We start from the raw sequence: 16,705 nt of genomic DNA, 5'->3' as shown, positions 1-16,705 counted from the left end.
ATGACTGGTAAGCTTGAAGGCAAGCGGGTTTTGATCACAGCCGCGGGGCAGGGTATTGGCCGCGCCTCGGTGCTTGCGTTCGCCCGCGAAGGTGCAATCGTGCACGCGACGGATATCAACCAGCAACTGCTGGATGGGCTGCCGCAAGAGGCGGGGATCAAGCCGCGGAAGCTCGACGTGCTGAAGACGGACGAAGTCAATCAGGTGATCGGCGAACTCGGTGCAATCGATGTGCTGTTCAATTGCGCCGGGTTCGTCCACGGCGGTTCCATTCTCGAAATGCCGGATGCGGACCTGGACTTTGCGCTGGACCTCAATGTCCGCGCCATGATCCGGACGATCAGGGCTATTCTGCCGGGTATGATCGAGCGCAAGGATGGCGCGATCGTCAATATGTCGTCGGTCGCCAGCAGCGTTAAGGGCGTGCCGAACCGCTTTGCCTATGGTGTGACCAAAGCTGCCGTCTTGGGCCTGACCAAGGCTGTGGCTGCCGACTACATCACCCAGGGCATTCGCTGCAACGCCATCTGCCCGGGTACGGTCGAAAGCCCGTCGCTCGAACAGCGCATGCGTGCCGGTGGCGACTATGACGCGACGCGGGCATCTTTCATCGCGCGCCAGCCGATGGGGCGTCTCGGCTTGCCGGAAGAGATCGCTGACCTTGCCGTCTATCTCGCCGCCGCGACCTATACGACTGGCCAAGCATATAACATTGATGGCGGCTGGACCGTCTAGAGACCTTTGCCAATCCATCCTGATGGCCATCTGATGCGATTTTCTCCGCTTCCGGTGCTCATGGACCAAAATGTCCACTGCGCTCCGGTTCTCGAAAACCACACCAGCTGCCTCATCAAGCTGAATTCTCAAATGTCTCTATTGGAGTAACATTATGACCCGCATTACCGATCTTCGCGTTTTCGATATCCGGTTTCCCACGTCGCAAAGTCTCGATGGGTCGGATGCGATGAACCCGGATCCGGACTATTCGGCGGCCTATGTCGTGCTCGACACGGATGCGGATGGACTTGCCGGCCATGGCCTGACCTTCACCATAGGGCGCGGCAATGAAATCGTCTGTATGGCGATCGAGGCGCTGAAGCACCTCGTCATCGGGCTGGAACTGGATTGGGTGAAGGAAAATCCGGGTCGCTTCTGGCATTTCGTCACAGGCGACAGCCAGCTTCGCTGGATCGGACCGGACAAGGGCGCGATGCACCTCGCAACCGGTGCTGTCGTAAACGCCGTGTGGGACTTGCTGGCAAAGGAAGCCGGGAAACCGGTCTGGCAACTTGTCGGCGAAATGACTCCGGAAGAGATCGTCAGTATTGTCGATTTCCGCTATCTGACCGATGTACTGACACGGGATGAGGCGCTTGAAATTCTGCGCAAGGCGGAGAAGGGCAAGCAGGAGCGGATCGCTGATCTGAAAGCGACAGGTTATCCTTGCTATACAACCTCGGCGGGCTGGCTTGGCTATTCGGATGACAAGCTGCGTCGCCTTTGCCAGGAGGCTATCGACGCAGGTTTCAATCACATCAAGATGAAAGTCGGTCGCGATCTCGACGATGATATCCGCCGTCTGACTATTGCCCGCGAGGTGATCGGCGACGACCGCATCCTCATGATCGATGCCAATCAGGTGTGGGAGGTCAACGAGGCTATCGACTGGGTAAGCAAGCTCGCCTTCGTCAAACCGTTCTTCATCGAGGAGCCGACGAGTCCAGACGATGTTGCCGGGCATCGCAAGATTCGGCAGGCCATTCACCCGGTGAAGGTTGCGACAGGCGAGATGTGCCAGAACCGCATCATGTTCAAGCAGTTCATCGCCGAGGGCGCCATCGACGTGGTGCAGATCGATTCTTGCCGCATGGGTGGGCTCAACGAGGTGCTGGCTGTGCTGCTGATCGCGGCGAAGTATGATCTGCCGGTTTGGCCGCATGCAGGCGGTGTGGGCCTTTGCGAATATGTGCAGCATCTGTCGATGATCGACTATGTCGCGGTGTCGGGCACGAAAGAGGGCAGAGTCATCGAATATGTCGACCATCTGCATGAACATTTCGTCGATCCGTGCAACATCCAGAATGCCGCCTATATGCCGCCGTCATTGCCGGGTTTCTCGATCGAGATGAAGCCGGAGTCGATCAAACAGTATTTGTACAAAGCTTAAACTCGGGGGGTATTTCTTCCGTGTCGTCTTGCGTAAATGCGATGTCGTTTCCGCGCCTATTCTTTTGTTCTGCCGAGTGCTCTTATCGAGACACTTGAGGTGCCGCTTTCCAGGGAGAGAGCGGAGAATTGGGAAGCCGGTCAAAAAACCCGGCGCTGCCCCCGCAACGGTAGTGGAGTGGAAAACGCGGCAAAACAGCCACTGGGAGTGCACCCCGGGAAGGCGTCGCGAAGCCAGACAAGGCAACTCCAGAGCCCGGAAACCAGCCTCGAGTGACAAAACCGACTGATCGCGGTGGGCGATCAAGGAGCATGCTTTTGTGCGGTCGACATCCGTTGACTGTATGGACGTTCTTCTCCGTCACCACCAGTCAGTTCTTTGCAGCTTTTAGGGCGAGGACACGACATGGACATTCGTAACGAACTGCTCCGGAATCTCAGGAACCGGAAACCGGGCTACGGACTTGAACAGGCATTCTATTCCGATCCGGACTACTACCGCCTCGACATGGAGAATATTTTCTATCGCGATTGGCTGTTCATCGGCCATGATTGCGAGGTGGCCAAGCCGGGCAACTACTTCACGGTTCAGGTTGGCGACTATCCGGTCGTCATCGTACGCGACCGCCAAAAACAGATCCGCGCTTTCCACAATTCCTGCCGCCATCGCGGATCGCGTGTTTGTGCCGCTGAAAGGGGTACAGCGGCAAAGCTCGTCTGCCCCTACCATCAGTGGACCTATGAACTGGACGGCCGTTTGTTGTTCGCCCGCCAGATGGGCGACGATTTCGATGCTAGCCAGCACAGCCTGAAAACGGTGCATTGCGAAAGCGTGGGGGGCTACATCTTCATTTGCCTGGCGCCGGTCGCTCCGGATTTTGGCCCGACACGCGCACTGCTCGAACCCTATCTCGCGCCGCATCGCCTGACCGAGACCAAGGTGGCATTCCAGAGTTCGATTGTCGAAAAAGGCAACTGGAAGCTCGTCTGGGAAAACAATCGCGAATGCTACCACTGCGTCGCCAACCACCCGGAACTGTGCAAGACCTTCCCCGAAGCGCCAAGCGCTACCGGAATCCAGGGCTCCAAGGAGGATCCTGAAATGGTCGCGCATTGGGACAAGTGCGAGGCAGTTGGCCTCCCAAGTGTGTTCCGTATTGCAGAGGACGGGCAGTATCGCGCCACGCGCGTACCACTGCTCAGCGGTGCCGAGAGCTATACTATTAGTGGCAAGCGTGCGGTCGGCAGACAACTTAGTGATGACGTCAACGCGCAGCAGATCGGTTCGCTGCTGCTCTATCATTACCCGACCACGTGGAACCATGTTCTCGGCGACCAGGCGATTTCTTTCCGCGTGCTCCCGCTCGGACCGAACGAGACCGAGGTCACGACGAAGTGGCTCGTCCACAAGGATGCGGTTGAAGGTGTCGATTACAATCTCGAAGAACTGACGCATGTCTGGCTCGAAACCAACAATCAGGACCGCCGTATCGTGGAAGAAAATGCATTCGGTATCCGCTCGCCGGCCTATGAACCGGGGCCATATTCGGTCGAACACGAGGGCGGCGTGCTGCAATTCCTCGAATGGTACAGCAATTCCATGGAAACAAGGCTTTCCGGCAATAACAAGCTCAGCAAGGTAGCATGATGAATATGACGCTTCCTCAGACCTATCCACACCTCGATCAGATGCAGCCATGGAATGATCGGCTGCATCTGCTGGAGTGCCTGTCGGTCATCGAGGAAGCGCCCAATGTGAAAACTTTCACGTTCAAATCGGACAATCAGAACTGGTTTCGCTATGAGCCCGGCCAGTTCATGACGTTCGAATTGCCGGTGCAGCCGGAAGCCGCCTTGCGCACATTCACATTGTCCTCCAGTCCGTCCCGGCCATTCACCATTGCCGTGACAGTGAAAGCCCAGGACAGCAGTATAGGTGCACGGTGGATGCTCGACCATCTGACGCCGGGTGCGCGGTTGAAGGCATTCGGGCCGCTTGGCGATTTCTCCATGCGCAAGCATCCCGGCGAAAAGTACCTGTTCATCTCGGCGGGTTCTGGCATCACGCCGATGATGTCGATGACGCGCTGGATGCACGATTGCGCCCCGCAAAGCGACATCAATTTCGTGACCTGCGCACGCCGGCCGAGCGACATCATTTTTCGCAGGGAGCTTGAATATCTGACAAGCTGCATGCCGAACCTGAAGCTTGCCTTCCTTATAAAGGAACACGAGATGGGGCAGGTGTGGACCGGTATTCGCGGCCGTTTTGAAGAGGCGCGATTGCCGTTGCTTTCGCCGGACTTCAAATACAGAACAATTTTCTGTTGTGGGCCTGAAACCTTCATGCGCGATGTCCGCACCATGCTCGAAACATCCGGCTTCGACATGACGCATTACCACCAAGAGAGTTTCGGACCGGCCGCCGAACCGGTGTTGCCGATGATGGATGCGATATCAACAGAGGCCGTTGAGAGATCAGCGATGGTCAGTTTTTCCATGTCGGGCATGGAAGTGGCATGTGCCCCGGGCGAAACGATCCTGAAGGCCGCACGCGGCGCCGGTATTCGCATTGCGGCGGCTTGTGAATCGGGGCTCTGCGGCACCTGCAAGGTCATGAAAATTTCCGGCGAGGTCGAGATGGACCACAATGGCGGTATTCTCGACGATGAGATCGACGAGGGCTATGTGCTCGCGTGCTGTTCCAAGCCACTCGGCAATGTTGAAATTGAGGCTTGAAACGCCTTTAACTGCTTCAAAGTTCTTTTAGAAACCGATTCAACTCGTCTTGCCGGATTCCGACCGTATGTTCCGGGCCAGGATAGACTTGCGATTGAACATCGGCGACAAACTCCGCAAAGGCTGCGACCCTTTCCTGCTGCAGGCGGTCATATTCGGCGCTGAAGTTGCGATAGACCTTGGCGTGACGTGGATAATGGCCGCGATTCGAGCCAAGAACATCTTGCGCGAACAGGTACTGCGCATCACAGCCCGCGCCGGCGCCCATTGAAATCATAAACAGCGATGTGCGCTCGGAAATTGCTGTCGCAATCGGAACAGGGACGAGTTCTATTTCTGCTGCGAATGCGCCAGCATCTTCCAACGCTTTGGTCTGTCGCCATACCTCGAATGCGCTTTCGGCCGTTTTCCCTACAGCTTTGAAACCGCCGGTCCAAGTCGCCTGCGACGGGATTAGCCCTACGTGACCGCAAACAGGGATACCTTCGTTACGCATGCTCCGTACGGTGGCGAGGCTTGCGGCGCAATAAACCGCATCGCCGCCCGCCCTAAGCGCCTTCAACGCCGCGCGGATGTACTCTTCTGCGGTTACGAAATCACCATACTCCAACCCGGGCACCGCGAACACCGAGGGCGCAGCGTCGCGAAACTCGGGCGTAAGCAGTGATGGCGGGACAGATAGCATGTCTACGCCGGCGCGTTCGGCCGCCTGTGCTTCCTCCAACGTTTCCACGCGCAGCATCGTCAATTGACGCCGACCCTTCAGCGCGAGAATGTCGGCGACGGTGGGTCGTTGGCTTCTTGTGTTCATCCTAGGCTGCAAGCAGTGATTTGAGTTTCACGTCCGCTGTAGCGAGCTGGTGCGAATCCGGTCTCGCGCCACGGGCAATCAGCATCTCGGCAAGCCTTATGTCCTTCGCTACCGAATTGCCGGGGCCAATGCCGCTCGCGGCAATAAGACGGCCATCGGCAGCAAGGTGGAACAGAATGAAGGCGCCATCGCCGAGGTCGCGCCGGATCGTTTGCGTACCCTCGTCGGATAGGCCAGCGACCTGCAGTCCAAGCTCGTACTGATCCGACCAGAACCAGGGTACCGATTGATGCGGCTCCTGTGCACCGAGCATGTTGCGCGCAGCCAGTGTTCCTTGTTCCTGAGCATTGCGCCATGCTTCGAGCCGCACCCGGCGCCCGCCGTAAACAGCGAGCGGGAAGATACAGCAGTCGCCAGCCGCGTAAATATTCGGATCGCTGGTCTGCAACCAGTCATTGACCACAATACCGTTGCCGGTTTCGAGGCTGGACGCTTCGGCCAGCGCGGTGACCGGCGTCGCGCCTATGCCGATGATCGCGAGGTCCGCCACGATGACGTTTCCTGTCGAAAGCGTGATCGCAACGTTTTCTGCACTGTCAGCAAAGGAGACAATTCCGGTATCGCATAGGATGGTCACGCCTTCGTCGCGATGGCGCGTATCGATGACTTTGGCGATTTCCTCAGGGACGCCGCGCATCATGATGCGGCTTTGCGCCTCGATCACAGTGACCGACGCGCCGCGCTTGCGAGCACTAGCCGCAAGTTCAAGCCCGATGAATCCGCCGCCGACAATGACGATGCGTGCACCGGGCTGAAACCTTGCCCGGATGGCAAGCGCATCCTCAAAACTGCGCAGAGTGGTGCAATGCTTGCTGCCCGCCGCGAGGGGCAGAGGGCGCGGACTGGCACCTGTCGCAAACAGAAGACGCTCATAGGGAATTTTCCGGCCATCCTCGAGTGCCACGCTCTTCTCCCCTCGGTCGATTGACGTCGCCGTCGAGCTGCCGATGAAGTCGATGTTCGTTTCGTTAAACAGGGATAGGGCGGCTATGGTGCGAGGTGCCGGATGGTCCTCCGAAACAATTGCTGCCTTGGAAAGAGGCGGGCGCTCATAGGGGAGGTGCTTTTCACTGCCAATCAAGGTGACGGGCCCGTCATAGCCGTTTTCCCGCAAGGCAAACGCCGCGCGCACTCCACATTCGCCGGCGCCAATGATGACCATTCCTCGTTCCATCGCCATTATCCCAGCTGTATCAATATTTTACCGGCCTCGATCTTAACCGGGTAGGTTTTAAGGTTGATGCAGACCGGCGCTCCCTTGGCTTCTCCGGTTTTGTAATTGAAGCGGCCGTTATGCTTGGGGCACTCGATGATCTCGTCCATCACAAGACCATCGGCGAGATGGATGTGTTCATGAGTGCACAGCCCATCCGTAGCAAAGAACTCGTCGTCAGGACTGCGGTAGATCGCAAAGGTCTTTCCCGCATGGTCGAAACGCATGACGTCTTCTTCGTCTATGTCGTCTGAAGTGCAGGCTTCCACCCAGTTGCTCATCGTTCGATCTCCCGGTCGTTTATGGACTATTATTCCGCCGCCGCCGCGACAGGTTCGCTGTGGAATTCCTCGCGATAAGGCTTGGCGGTCGGCGGCAATTCCCGCTTGAGGAAATAGTCTTCGTTGCGTAGCTGGCGCAGGAATGCAGGCACCATCTCGCGGTACCCGTACAGGATCGACGCGTTGGCCACCGGCAGATCATGCTTGATCATCGCATGAAGCTGCGGCAGCGCGTGATACGGCACCATCGGGAACATATGGTGTTCGACGTGGTAGTTCATGTTCCAGTAGATGAACCGGCTCACCGGGTTCATCAGGACGGTACGGCTATTGAGCCGATGATCGGTGACATTGTCGGCGAGCCCGCCATGCTGCAACAGTCCAGTCAAGACATGATGCCAGGCACCATACAGTCGGGGCAGACCGATCAGCACCAGCGGCAGGATTGATCCGAGGTACAATGAAAACCCGATCGTGGCGACGTAGATCGCGGCCCAGATGCGGGCGATGCGTACGACCCTTGGCTGTTCTTGCTCGGGTATGAAGGTCTTTTCCTCGGCACTGACAATTCCCAAGGCGTTGTGGATGAGATCTCCCATGGCGTGCCAGACATCCAAAATACCGAAGAAATTCAATGCGACGCGCAACAGATCGGGCGGACGCATGACCGCGATTTCCGGATCGCGGCCGACGATAACCGTGTCCGTGTGGTGTCGCGTATGGCTCCAGCGCCAGGTGACGGGATTGCGCATGATCATGAAGCAGGCGATCTGATAGACGACATCATTCATCCAGCGTGTCTTGAACGCCGTACCGTGACCGCATTCATGCCAGCGGCTGTCCGAGGCGGAACCATAGAGGACGCCATAGGCAAGGAAAAACGGCACGCAAAGCCAGGTACCCCAGAAATAAACGCCAAGGCCGGCGAAAATCAACATGCTGCCGAGCCAGATCGCAGTGTCGCGGATTGCCGGGCCATCAGAGCGCTTCATCAGCTCTTTCATTTGCTTGCGGGGAATATCGGTGTGATACCATTCGGCCGCAGCAAGACCCGACTCCACAGCCAGTTGCGAGTCACGGCCGATAAGGCTGTAATCGCGCCTTGTCGGAACGGCTAGCGCTGCTGCTTGCATATGAGACCTCCCTCAATCGTCGGGAGAAGATACGCGTTGCTGCAACCTGCCTCAATCTGAAATGATGAAATTCTATCATTTTCAATCAGAGATTGGTATAAATGACTGATAGATTCTATCAGGGAGCGCATCAGGTGGCAAACAGGCCGACAATCTCCGATCTGGCGCGTGCGGCGGGGGTCGGCGTCGCGACAGTCGACAGGGTGCTGAACGGACGGTTGCCGGTGCGCGAGGAAACGGCGCGGCGGGTGTATGAGGCGGCCAACAGCATCGGATACCATGCGGCGGGATTGATCCGCCAGCGTATGCGGCAGGAACTGCCTGAATACCGCCTGGGTTTTCTGTTGCAGAAACCCGGACATTATTTCTATCAGGAGTTCGCGCGGGAGATCGAGAATGCTGTCGGTCAGGCATCGCATTTCCGAGGGGTTTCTGCGATAGAGTTTTGCGCATCACAGGCGCCGGACGAGATTGTCGCCAAACTGAAGTCGCTGGCGGGACGCTGCCATTCAATAGGTCTCGTCGCGCCGGATCATCCGTCCATCACGGCTGCTGTCGATGAATTGAAGGCAAAGAACATCCCGGTTTTTTCGCTGCTTTCAGACCATGCCGCCGGAATTCGCGAAGGCTACGTTGGCGTCAACAACCGCAAGGTAGGGCGCACGGCGGCCTGGATGATCACGAAAGCTGCCAAAATGCCCGGAAAAGTCGCGATTTTCGTCGGAAGTCATCGCTTCCACGGGCACGAACTGCGCGAAATCGGTTTTCGTGCCTTCTTCCGTGAGGAGGCGCCGGAGTTCACTGTGCTAGACACGATGGTCAATCTGGAGACGCGCCAGATCACCAATGAGGCGATGTCGGAGCTGCTGCGCCGCCATCCGGATCTTGCCGGCTGCTATGTGGCAGGCGGTGGAATGGAAGGCGCAATCACCGCTGTCCGCGGGGCGCAATTGGAACAGCCGCCGGTGATGATCGTCAATGAAATCACGCCGGAATCGCGGGCGGCACTGGCCGACAACATCGTCATCATGGTCATCGCGACGCCCTTGCCAAGGCTCTGTCGGGAGCTCACAGAGCTGATGGGTCACGCCATCGAAAGCGGTGCGGCTAACGCTCCGGGTCAGACCTTTTTGCCGTTCGATATCTACCTTCCAGAGAACATCTGAGCGGCATTTACACGCGGCCACAATCAAATTGCCCGTGCCGATTGAAATTCTTGCGCCGGAATCGAGGATCCCTGTTCCATTTTTGCATGTTCTTGCGCCAGATCCGGACATTCTTGCGCAAAAGCTCCGCCGGATCCCGCAAACCCCGTTCTTTTTTTCTCGCGCATCGGAATCTATCAGAAATGATAGTTTTTTAGGCAAGACGGAGATTGACGGAATAGCGGCTTCGACAGATGGTTGCGCCGGATTTGCGGGCTCTTGTCAACCCATGGATGCATTCAGTTTTAAGTACTACCTGGAGTATTATTCAGATGAGCGACACGATTTCTCACCCCGTCTTTGCGATCAATCATATCGCCGCACCGAACATGACACCGGCCGAATTTTTCCAGATGGCGAAGTCGCTCGGCCTCAGCGATGTCGAGATCCGCAACGACCTCGGCGGCAATGCTATTGTCGACGGAACGCCCGCGGCAGAGGTCCGGGCGATGGCTGAATCGGCAGGCGTTCGCATCGCTACGATCAATGCGCTGCAGCGCTTCAACGAGTGGACGCCGGAGCGCGAACGGGAGGCGATCGAGCTTGCCGACTATGCGCGCGATGTGGGTGCAAGCGCGCTGGTTCTTGTCCCGGTCAATGATGGTTCCGGCCAGACAGATGGCGAGCGTCAGGCGAACCTGCGCACCGCATTGACGGCACTGAAGCCTATCCTCGAAGAGCGCGGTCTCATGGGTTTCGTCGAACCGCTCGGCTTCGAGATCTGTTCGCTGCGTTCAAAGCGCGAAGCGGCGGAAGCGATCGAGGCTGTCGGCGGCCGGGACCGGTTCAAACTCGTGCATGACACTTTCCATCACCACCTTGCCGGCGAGCCCGAGTTGTTTCCGGCGATGACGGGCATGGTTCATATTTCAGGGGTTACCGACCCTGAACTTGTGGTTGGTGAAATGCGCGATCCGCACCGGGTGCTGGTCGATGCGGATGACCGGCTCGGCAATGTCCGCCAGATGCGCGAATTGATCGACCAGGGTTATACCGGCCTGTTTTCATTCGAACCGTTCGCGCGGGAAGTGCAGGAACTGGAAAACCCGTCCGAAGCGCTGGCCTCCAGCATGGATACGATCAAGGCCGGCTTGATTTGAACTAGGGTCAGGACCCGTTAGCTGGTCCTGCCCCTAGATTTCCCGGGATCAATTCTCCTGGATGGACACGCCGCCCTCTCCGATTTTCAGTTCGACGCCTGCGGGCTTTGTTTCCTCCCGGTAGGCGTAGACACCGAGACCGATAACAGCGACGAGAAGCGCTCCAATAATCAGATACAGGCCATTGCGATTCACTATTTGATCCTTTGTTTGTTAGGAACTAGAGCAATTCCGTTTCTCTTCGAATCACGGAATTGCTCTGGTTCTTTGTTTATACGCAATTCCGGGCGGAAAACCGCTTCACACTTTTCCTGGAATTGCTCTAATTGGACTGATCCAGCGCATGCGGAGCAGGTTGGCCGGGTGTTTGATCGCCGGCCGAGTAAAGCCAAACGAATGCCGCGACCGCCAGGGCGATAATAACAGCCGTCGATATCCATGTTTGAACGCGCATGTGATTGTCTCCGGTTACGGAGTTAAACCGCGTGCCGCCCAGAAAGTTCCGCAAGCAGGCTGCACAGCAGTGCAATCTGCGACCTCTCAATAATTGGTCTATAGTCCTCAAATCCCGCTTGACGCTCCTTGCATAAAATGGAATAAATATTTCAGAAGCTGGGCATAACGGTTCGTATATTCCGTAATGAGTGTTCAGATTAAGATTTGCGCGCAAACGCCGCGCACGCTTCATATCAAGATATTGCCAGCCAGGGACAAGGTGGGTTGGCAGGATCGGGGTATGAAGGGTTCCGGATTAAAACAGGTGCAGCCGGGGCACCATTTGTGGAGGAGAAGACATGAAAAAGTTTTTGCTTGGAGTGGCTGTTTCAGCATTGATGGCTGGTTCGGCTTCGGCCGCGAATATTGGCGTCTCGATGGCGAAGTTCGACGATAACTTCCTGACCGTCCTGCGCAATGGCATGCAGGACTATGCCAAGACGCTTGATGGCGTGAACCTGCAGGTCGAGGACGCGCAGAACGACGTTGCCAAACAGCAGAGCCAGATCCAGAATTTCATCGCTTCCAAGGTTGATGCGATCATCGTCAATCCGGTCGACACGGACGCTACCGGCGCCATGTCGAAGATTGCCGCCGATGCGGGCATCCCGTTGGTCTATGTCAACCGCGAGCCGGCAAATGTCGACAGCTTGCCGGAGAAGCAGGCTTTCGTTGCTTCCAACGAAGTTGAATCCGGCACGCTGGAAACCAAGGAAGTCTGCCGCCTGCTCAAGGGCAAGGGCAAGATCGTGGTGATGATGGGCGAACTCTCCAATCAGGCCGCCCGCCAGCGCACCAAGGACGTGCATGATGTGATTGCAACCGACGAGTGCAAGGGGCTTCAAATCGTCGAAGAGCAGACCGCCAACTGGTCGCGCACGGAAGGCTCCGACCTGATGACGAACTGGCTTTCGGCTGGTCTCGAATTCGATGCGGTCGTGTCCAACAATGACGAAATGGCCATCGGTGCGATCCAGGCCCTGAAGGCTGCGGGCCGCTCGATGGACAGCGTCGTTATCGGCGGCGTCGATGCCACACAGGACGCGCTTGCCGCCATGGCTGCCGGCGACCTCGATGTGACAGTTTTCCAGAACGCTGCCGGTCAGGGCAAGGGTTCGGTCGATGCGGCGCTGAAGCTCGCCAAGGGCGAAAAGGTCGAGACCAAGGTCTATGTGCCGTTTGAGCTGGTGACGCCTGAGAACCTGTCGAAGTATCAGAAGTCCAATTAAGACTTCTGTTTCAAACCACGCCGAGCTTCACCCTCCCCCTTGTGGGGAGGGACGGAGCGAAGCGACGGGGAGGGGCCTTTGAGCCTTCATTCTTGCGATGGCGCACTACGCCTTACTCGTTGCAAGAAAGACCCCGCCCCGGACCTGCGGTCCGACCCTCCCCACAAGGGGGAGGGAATGCGTCAACGTTTGGCGTATGATTGAAACGAGAGCCCCTCTGGGAGGAGATGATCATGGCAGTCAGTCCCTCGACCATGGCGGCGGTGCGCGCCAGTGGCGCTGTACCGCAATCGGAATATCTCTTGAACGTCGAAAACATCCGCAAGGAATTTCCCGGCGTTCTGGCACTGGACAATGTGCAGTTCCGGTTGAAGCGCGGCACGGTTCACGCGCTGATGGGCGAGAACGGCGCCGGTAAATCCACGTTGATGAAGATCCTTGCTGGAATATATATTCCAGATGAGGGCGAGGTTCATCTGAAAGGCCTGCCGATTCGCCTGAAATCGCCGCTCGACGCGCTGGAAAATGGTATCGCCATGATCCATCAGGAGCTCAATCTGATGCCATTCATGACGGTGGCAGAGAATATCTGGATCCGGCGCGAACCGAAGAACGGCTTCGGCTTCGTCGATCACGGCAAGATGTACGACATGACCGCAGACCTGTTCGAGCGGCTGAACATCAAACTCGATCCGGAAAGCCAGGTTCGGGATTTGAGTGTCGCCAACCGGCAGATGGTTGAAATCGCCAAGGCGGTTTCATACGAATCCGATGTCCTGATCATGGATGAGCCGACGTCGGCGCTGACCGAGCGCGAGGTGGCACATCTGTTCGAGATTATCCGTAGTCTGCGGGAACAGGGCATCGGCATCGTCTATATCACCCACAAGATGAACGAGCTCTTCGAGATCGCGGACGAGTTCTCGGTGTTCCGCGACGGCCGTTATATCGGCACGCATCTTTCCACCGATGTGACGCGCGACGATATCATCAAGATGATGGTCGGGCGCGAGATCACGCAGATGTTTCCGAAAGAGGAGGTGCCAATCGGCGATGTGGTGCTTTCGGTAAAAGACCTCTCGCTGAAAAACGTTTTCCACAATGTGTCATTCGACGTGCGTGCGGGCGAGATCCTCGGCGTTGCCGGACTGGTCGGTTCCGGGCGCTCGAACGTTGCCGAGACGATTTTCGGCGTGACACCCGCGACGAGCGGAACCATCGAGATCAAAGGCGAGGTGGTCAAGATGACTTCGCCGACGCAGGCCATCAGCCACGGCATGGCTTTTATCACCGAGGACCGCAAGGAAACGGGCTGCCTGCTTATCCTCGACGTTCTCGAAAACATGCAGATCGCCGTGCTGCAGGACCGTTTCGTCAAGTATGGGTTTGTCCAGGAGAAGGGCATTACCGCGGCATGCACCAAGATGAGCGATACGTTGCGGGTCAAGACTCCGAACATGGAGGAAAGGGTCGAGAACCTTTCCGGCGGTAATCAGCAGAAAGTATTGATCGGCCGGTGGCTTTTGACCAATCCCAAGATACTCATTCTCGACGAACCGACACGCGGCATCGATGTTGGCGCCAAGGCGGAGATTCACCGCCTCGTATCGCAGCTCGCCAAACAGGGCGTCGCGGTGATCATGATCTCGTCGGAAATGCCGGAAGTGCTCGGCATGAGCGATCGGGTCATGGTGATGCATGAGGGCCGGGTTACCGGTTTCCTCGATCGCGCCGAAGCCACGCAGGTGAAAGTGATGGAGCTGGCATCGAAATGAACAACCATTTGATAATTCACCCTGACGGTTCTCTGATGCGATTTTTTGCGCTTCCGGTGCTCACGGACTTTAACGTCCGCTGCGCTCCGGTCCTCAAAAATCGCACCAGCCAACTCGTCAGGCTGAATTCTTAAACGGTTGTTTGGCGCTGCCTGAAATATTGGGAGGAATTTACAATGACAAGCGAGCAGGTGACGGCCAAGGCAACAACACCCGCACTCGGGCGCAAGCACCGCCGGCGTATGCCGCCCGAGGTCAACATTCTTTTGGTGCTGATCGGTATTGCGCTGGTTTTCGAAATACTCGGCTGGATTTTTGCCGGACAGAGCTTCCTGATGAACGTACAGCGCCTGCGGATCATCATCCTGCAGGTCTCCGTCATCGGCATCATTGCGGTGGGCGTCACGCAGGTGATCATCACCGGCGGTATCGACCTTTCCTCTGGCTCCGTAGTGGGCATGACGGCAATGATTGCGGCCAGTTTCGCGCAGGCCTCCACCTGGGCGCGGCCGGTCTATCCCGCCTTGACGGACCTGCCGTTTTTCATCCCGATCGGTATCGGCCTTGGCATCGGCCTTTTCGCCGGCATCATCAATGGCTGGCTGATCGCCTATACAAAGATACCGCCATTCATCGCCACGCTCGGCATGATGGTGTCGGCCCGCGGCATAGCAAAATGGTACACCAAGGGCTCGCCGGTTTCGGGCCTGACTGACCAGTTCAACTTCATCGGCACGAGCATCTGGCCAGTGGTTGTGTTTCTCGTCGTGGCGCTCGTTTTCCACATCGCCTTGCGCTACACGCGCTATGGCAAGTTCACCTACGCCATCGGCGCAAATGTGCAGGCGGCGCGGGTTTCCGGCATCAATGTCGAGAAACATCTCATCAAGGTGTACGCCATTGCCGGATTGCTGGCTGGACTTGCAGGCATCGTTACCGCTGCCCGGGCACAGACTGCGCAGGCCGGCATGGGCGTCAATTATGAACTCGACGCAATCGCGGCGGCCGTCATCGGCGGCACCTCGCTTGCCGGCGGCGTCGGGCGTATTACCGGCACGGTGATCGGCGCGATCATCCTTGGCATCATGATCTCCGGCTTTACGTTCCTCCGGGTCGATGCCTACTACCAGGAAATCATCAAGGGCGTGATCATCGTTGCCGCGGTTATCGTGGATGTGTATCGCCAGAAGAAGAGAAAAGTCTGACAGTGCTCTCGAGACTAGCCAGGCGTGCATGACCATGTGCGTGGTTCGACGGGGCTCACCATGAGGGGACTTGAGTTTTGCAGGGGGCCAAGGCAGGAACGGTTGCGGCCGTAATGGCCAACATCAAAGTCTTGACTCCCTGCAATCAACTCACCTCCCTCATGGTGAGCCCCGTCGAACCACGCACAATGGATCTGCTGCCCAAATCAATCAATAACGCCTGGGACTCCCACCGGGCTTCTTTAATGAGGTAAGAAATGACTGTACGTTTTGGCCTGCTCGGTGCAGGCCGTATCGGCAAGGTTCACGCGAAAGCGGTGACGTCGAACCCAGAGGCGAAGCTCGTCGCCGTCGCCGATGCCTTTGAACAGGCGGCCAAGGATCTTTCCGCTGCGCATGGCTGTGAGATTCGCACCATCGACGAGATCGAGAAGGCATCCGATATCGATGCGGTTATCATCTGTACGCCGACCGATACGCATGCGGACCTGATCGAACGCTTTGCCCGCGCCGGTAAGGCGATCTTCTGTGAAAAGCCGATCGATCTTAACGTGAAGCGGGTTGAAGAATGCCTTGCGGTGGTGCGCGAAACAGGCGCTACGCTGATGGTCGGGTTCAACCGCCGTTTCGATCCGCATTTCGCTGCGGTACGCAAGGCGATCGACGATGGACAGATCGGTGATGTCGAAATGGTGACGATCACGTCGCGCGATCCGGGTGCACCGCCGGCCGAATATATCAGCCGCTCCGGCGGCATTTTCCGCGACATGACCATCCATGATTTCGACATGGCGCGGTTTCTTCTCGGCGAAGATCCGGTTGCCGTCACCGCGCATGCCTCGGTGCTGGTGGACAAGAAGATCGGCGAGCTTGGCGATTACGACAGCGTCAGCGTGATCCTGTCGACGGCGTCCGGCAAACAGTGCGTGATCTCCAATTCGCGTCGCGCGACCTATGGCTATGACCAGCGCATCGAAGTGCATGGATCAAAGGGCATGGTCGCGGCGGAAAACCAGCGGCCGGTGTCGATCGAGATCGCCAACGGCAGTGGCTATACGCGCCCGCCGCTGCACGATTTCTTCATGACGCGCTATACGGAGGCTTATGCCAACGAGATCGCCGCATTTATCAGCGCGATTGCGAAGGGCACGAAGGCGGCGCCGAGCGGCGAGGATGGGCTGATTGCACTGGCGCTCGCCGACGCAGCCGTGAGGTCGGTGAAGGAAGGCAGGACGATCAAGGTTTGAAGCCTCCGATATCTCTTCGCTGGCGGAGTTGTGTTTGGCCGCGAAC

General features: G+C 57.4%; 16 protein-coding genes and 1 riboswitch. Of the genes, 10 read left to right on the top strand and 6 right to left on the bottom strand.

What is annotated here, in order from left to right; genetic code table 11:
• From PHA01_RS20320 to PHA01_RS20305, 4 genes are all read left to right on the top strand, one after another.
• Positions 1-735 (top strand): SDR family oxidoreductase, encoded by a 735-nt coding sequence (locus PHA01_RS20320; RefSeq protein WP_271898172.1) that lies wholly within the window; start codon positions 1-3, stop codon positions 733-735.
• 154 nt (positions 736-889) lie between these two features.
• Positions 890-2,167, top strand: coding sequence for an L-fuconate dehydratase (locus PHA01_RS20315; RefSeq protein WP_271898171.1), 1,278 nt, complete (start codon positions 890-892; stop codon positions 2,165-2,167).
• Between the two features lie 80 nt (positions 2,168-2,247).
• Positions 2,248-2,452, top strand: a riboswitch (cobalamin riboswitch).
• Between the two features lie 120 nt (positions 2,453-2,572).
• On the top strand, positions 2,573-3,814 hold the full coding sequence (locus tag PHA01_RS20310) for an aromatic ring-hydroxylating oxygenase subunit alpha (RefSeq protein ID WP_271898170.1): 1,242 nt from the start codon (positions 2,573-2,575) through the stop codon (positions 3,812-3,814).
• A complete protein-coding gene (locus PHA01_RS20305) occupies positions 3,814-4,905 on the top strand; it encodes an FAD-binding oxidoreductase (RefSeq protein WP_271898300.1) in 1,092 nt (363 codons plus the stop codon). The genes PHA01_RS20310 and PHA01_RS20305 overlap by 1 nt, the downstream gene beginning before the upstream one ends.
• Positions 4,906-4,921: 16 nt before the next feature.
• On the opposite strand, the gene PHA01_RS20300 is transcribed toward PHA01_RS20305, so the two are convergent.
• The 4 genes from PHA01_RS20300 to PHA01_RS20285 are packed head-to-tail and all read right to left on the bottom strand — an operon-like array spanning position 4,922 to position 8,403.
• On the bottom strand, positions 4,922-5,716 hold the full coding sequence (locus PHA01_RS20300; protein WP_271898169.1) for a 3-methyl-2-oxobutanoate hydroxymethyltransferase: 795 nt from the start codon (positions 5,714-5,716) through the stop codon (positions 4,922-4,924).
• 1 nt (position 5,717) lies between these two features.
• Complete coding sequence (locus tag PHA01_RS20295) at positions 5,718-6,956, bottom strand: NAD(P)/FAD-dependent oxidoreductase (RefSeq protein ID WP_271898168.1); 1,239 nt, start codon at positions 6,954-6,956, stop codon at positions 5,718-5,720.
• Complete coding sequence (locus PHA01_RS20290; RefSeq protein ID WP_271898167.1) at positions 6,956-7,270, bottom strand: MocE family 2Fe-2S type ferredoxin; 315 nt, start codon at positions 7,268-7,270, stop codon at positions 6,956-6,958. The genes PHA01_RS20295 and PHA01_RS20290 overlap by 1 nt, the downstream gene beginning before the upstream one ends.
• A gap of 29 nt (positions 7,271-7,299) precedes the next feature.
• Entirely contained in the window at positions 7,300-8,403 is a 1,104-nt protein-coding gene (locus PHA01_RS20285; RefSeq protein ID WP_271898166.1) for a fatty acid desaturase family protein, read from the bottom strand.
• Positions 8,404-8,537: 134 nt separating this feature from the next.
• On the opposite strand from PHA01_RS20285, the gene PHA01_RS20280 reads away from it, so the two are divergent.
• Entirely contained in the window at positions 8,538-9,569 is a 1,032-nt protein-coding gene (locus PHA01_RS20280; RefSeq protein WP_271898299.1) for a LacI family DNA-binding transcriptional regulator, read from the top strand.
• A 311-nt stretch (positions 9,570-9,880) separates the two neighbouring features.
• Positions 9,881-10,708, top strand: coding sequence for a TIM barrel protein (locus tag PHA01_RS20275; protein WP_271898165.1), 828 nt, complete (start codon positions 9,881-9,883; stop codon positions 10,706-10,708).
• A 48-nt stretch (positions 10,709-10,756) separates the two neighbouring features.
• On the opposite strand, the gene PHA01_RS20270 is transcribed toward PHA01_RS20275, so the two are convergent.
• Positions 10,757-10,903, bottom strand: coding sequence for a hypothetical protein (locus tag PHA01_RS20270; RefSeq protein ID WP_183661624.1), 147 nt, complete (start codon positions 10,901-10,903; stop codon positions 10,757-10,759).
• A 127-nt stretch (positions 10,904-11,030) separates the two neighbouring features.
• Entirely contained in the window at positions 11,031-11,162 is a 132-nt protein-coding gene (locus PHA01_RS20265; RefSeq protein ID WP_271898164.1) for a hypothetical protein, read from the bottom strand.
• A gap of 340 nt (positions 11,163-11,502) precedes the next feature.
• Here PHA01_RS20265 and PHA01_RS20260 point away from each other — a divergent pair, with 340 nt between their 5' ends.
• The 4 genes from PHA01_RS20260 (at position 11,503) to iolG (ending at position 16,659) form a co-directional block, all read left to right on the top strand.
• Entirely contained in the window at positions 11,503-12,432 is a 930-nt protein-coding gene (locus PHA01_RS20260; protein WP_271898163.1) for a sugar ABC transporter substrate-binding protein, read from the top strand.
• Positions 12,433-12,665: 233 nt separating this feature from the next.
• The gene (locus PHA01_RS20255; protein ID WP_271898162.1) at positions 12,666-14,207 is read left to right on the top strand and encodes a sugar ABC transporter ATP-binding protein; all 1,542 of its coding nucleotides are present in this window, start codon (positions 12,666-12,668) and stop codon (positions 14,205-14,207) included.
• 176 nt (positions 14,208-14,383) lie between these two features.
• The gene (locus PHA01_RS20250; RefSeq protein ID WP_271898161.1) at positions 14,384-15,412 is read left to right on the top strand and encodes an ABC transporter permease; all 1,029 of its coding nucleotides are present in this window, start codon (positions 14,384-14,386) and stop codon (positions 15,410-15,412) included.
• Between the two features lie 257 nt (positions 15,413-15,669).
• Positions 15,670-16,659: an inositol 2-dehydrogenase gene (iolG, locus tag PHA01_RS20245; protein WP_271898160.1), complete on the top strand. Its 990-nt coding sequence runs from the start codon at positions 15,670-15,672 to the stop codon at positions 16,657-16,659.
• The last annotated feature ends 46 nt before the right edge of the window (positions 16,660-16,705 follow it).

Source organism: Candidatus Phyllobacterium onerii, from assembly GCF_028331445.1.
GTDB lineage: Bacteria > Pseudomonadota > Alphaproteobacteria > Rhizobiales > Rhizobiaceae > Phyllobacterium > Phyllobacterium onerii.
The sequence above is the reverse complement of the archived record's forward strand: the minus strand, read 5'-3'. Positions and strand labels throughout refer to the sequence as shown.

Coding starts and splice junctions, on each gene's coding strand:
- PHA01_RS20310 (WP_271898170.1), top strand. CDS start 2,573: ATGGACATTCGTAACGAACTGCTCCGGAATCTCAGGAACCGGAAACCG.
- PHA01_RS20300 (WP_271898169.1), bottom strand. CDS start 5,716: ATGAACACAAGAAGCCAACGACCCACCGTCGCCGACATTCTCGCGCTG.
- PHA01_RS20295 (WP_271898168.1), bottom strand. CDS start 6,956: ATGGCGATGGAACGAGGAATGGTCATCATTGGCGCCGGCGAATGTGGA.
- PHA01_RS20290 (WP_271898167.1), bottom strand. CDS start 7,270: ATGAGCAACTGGGTGGAAGCCTGCACTTCAGACGACATAGACGAAGAA.
- PHA01_RS20275 (WP_271898165.1), top strand. CDS start 9,881: ATGAGCGACACGATTTCTCACCCCGTCTTTGCGATCAATCATATCGCC.
- PHA01_RS20315 (WP_271898171.1), top strand. CDS start 890: ATGACCCGCATTACCGATCTTCGCGTTTTCGATATCCGGTTTCCCACG.
- PHA01_RS20260 (WP_271898163.1), top strand. CDS start 11,503: ATGAAAAAGTTTTTGCTTGGAGTGGCTGTTTCAGCATTGATGGCTGGT.
- PHA01_RS20305 (WP_271898300.1), top strand. CDS start 3,814: ATGAATATGACGCTTCCTCAGACCTATCCACACCTCGATCAGATGCAG.
- iolG (WP_271898160.1), top strand. CDS start 15,670: ATGACTGTACGTTTTGGCCTGCTCGGTGCAGGCCGTATCGGCAAGGTT.
- PHA01_RS20285 (WP_271898166.1), bottom strand. CDS start 8,403: ATGCAAGCAGCAGCGCTAGCCGTTCCGACAAGGCGCGATTACAGCCTT.
- PHA01_RS20265 (WP_271898164.1), bottom strand. CDS start 11,162: ATGCGCGTTCAAACATGGATATCGACGGCTGTTATTATCGCCCTGGCG.
- PHA01_RS20250 (WP_271898161.1), top strand. CDS start 14,384: ATGACAAGCGAGCAGGTGACGGCCAAGGCAACAACACCCGCACTCGGG.
- PHA01_RS20320 (WP_271898172.1), top strand. CDS start 1: ATGACTGGTAAGCTTGAAGGCAAGCGGGTTTTGATCACAGCCGCGGGG.
- PHA01_RS20255 (WP_271898162.1), top strand. CDS start 12,666: ATGGCAGTCAGTCCCTCGACCATGGCGGCGGTGCGCGCCAGTGGCGCT.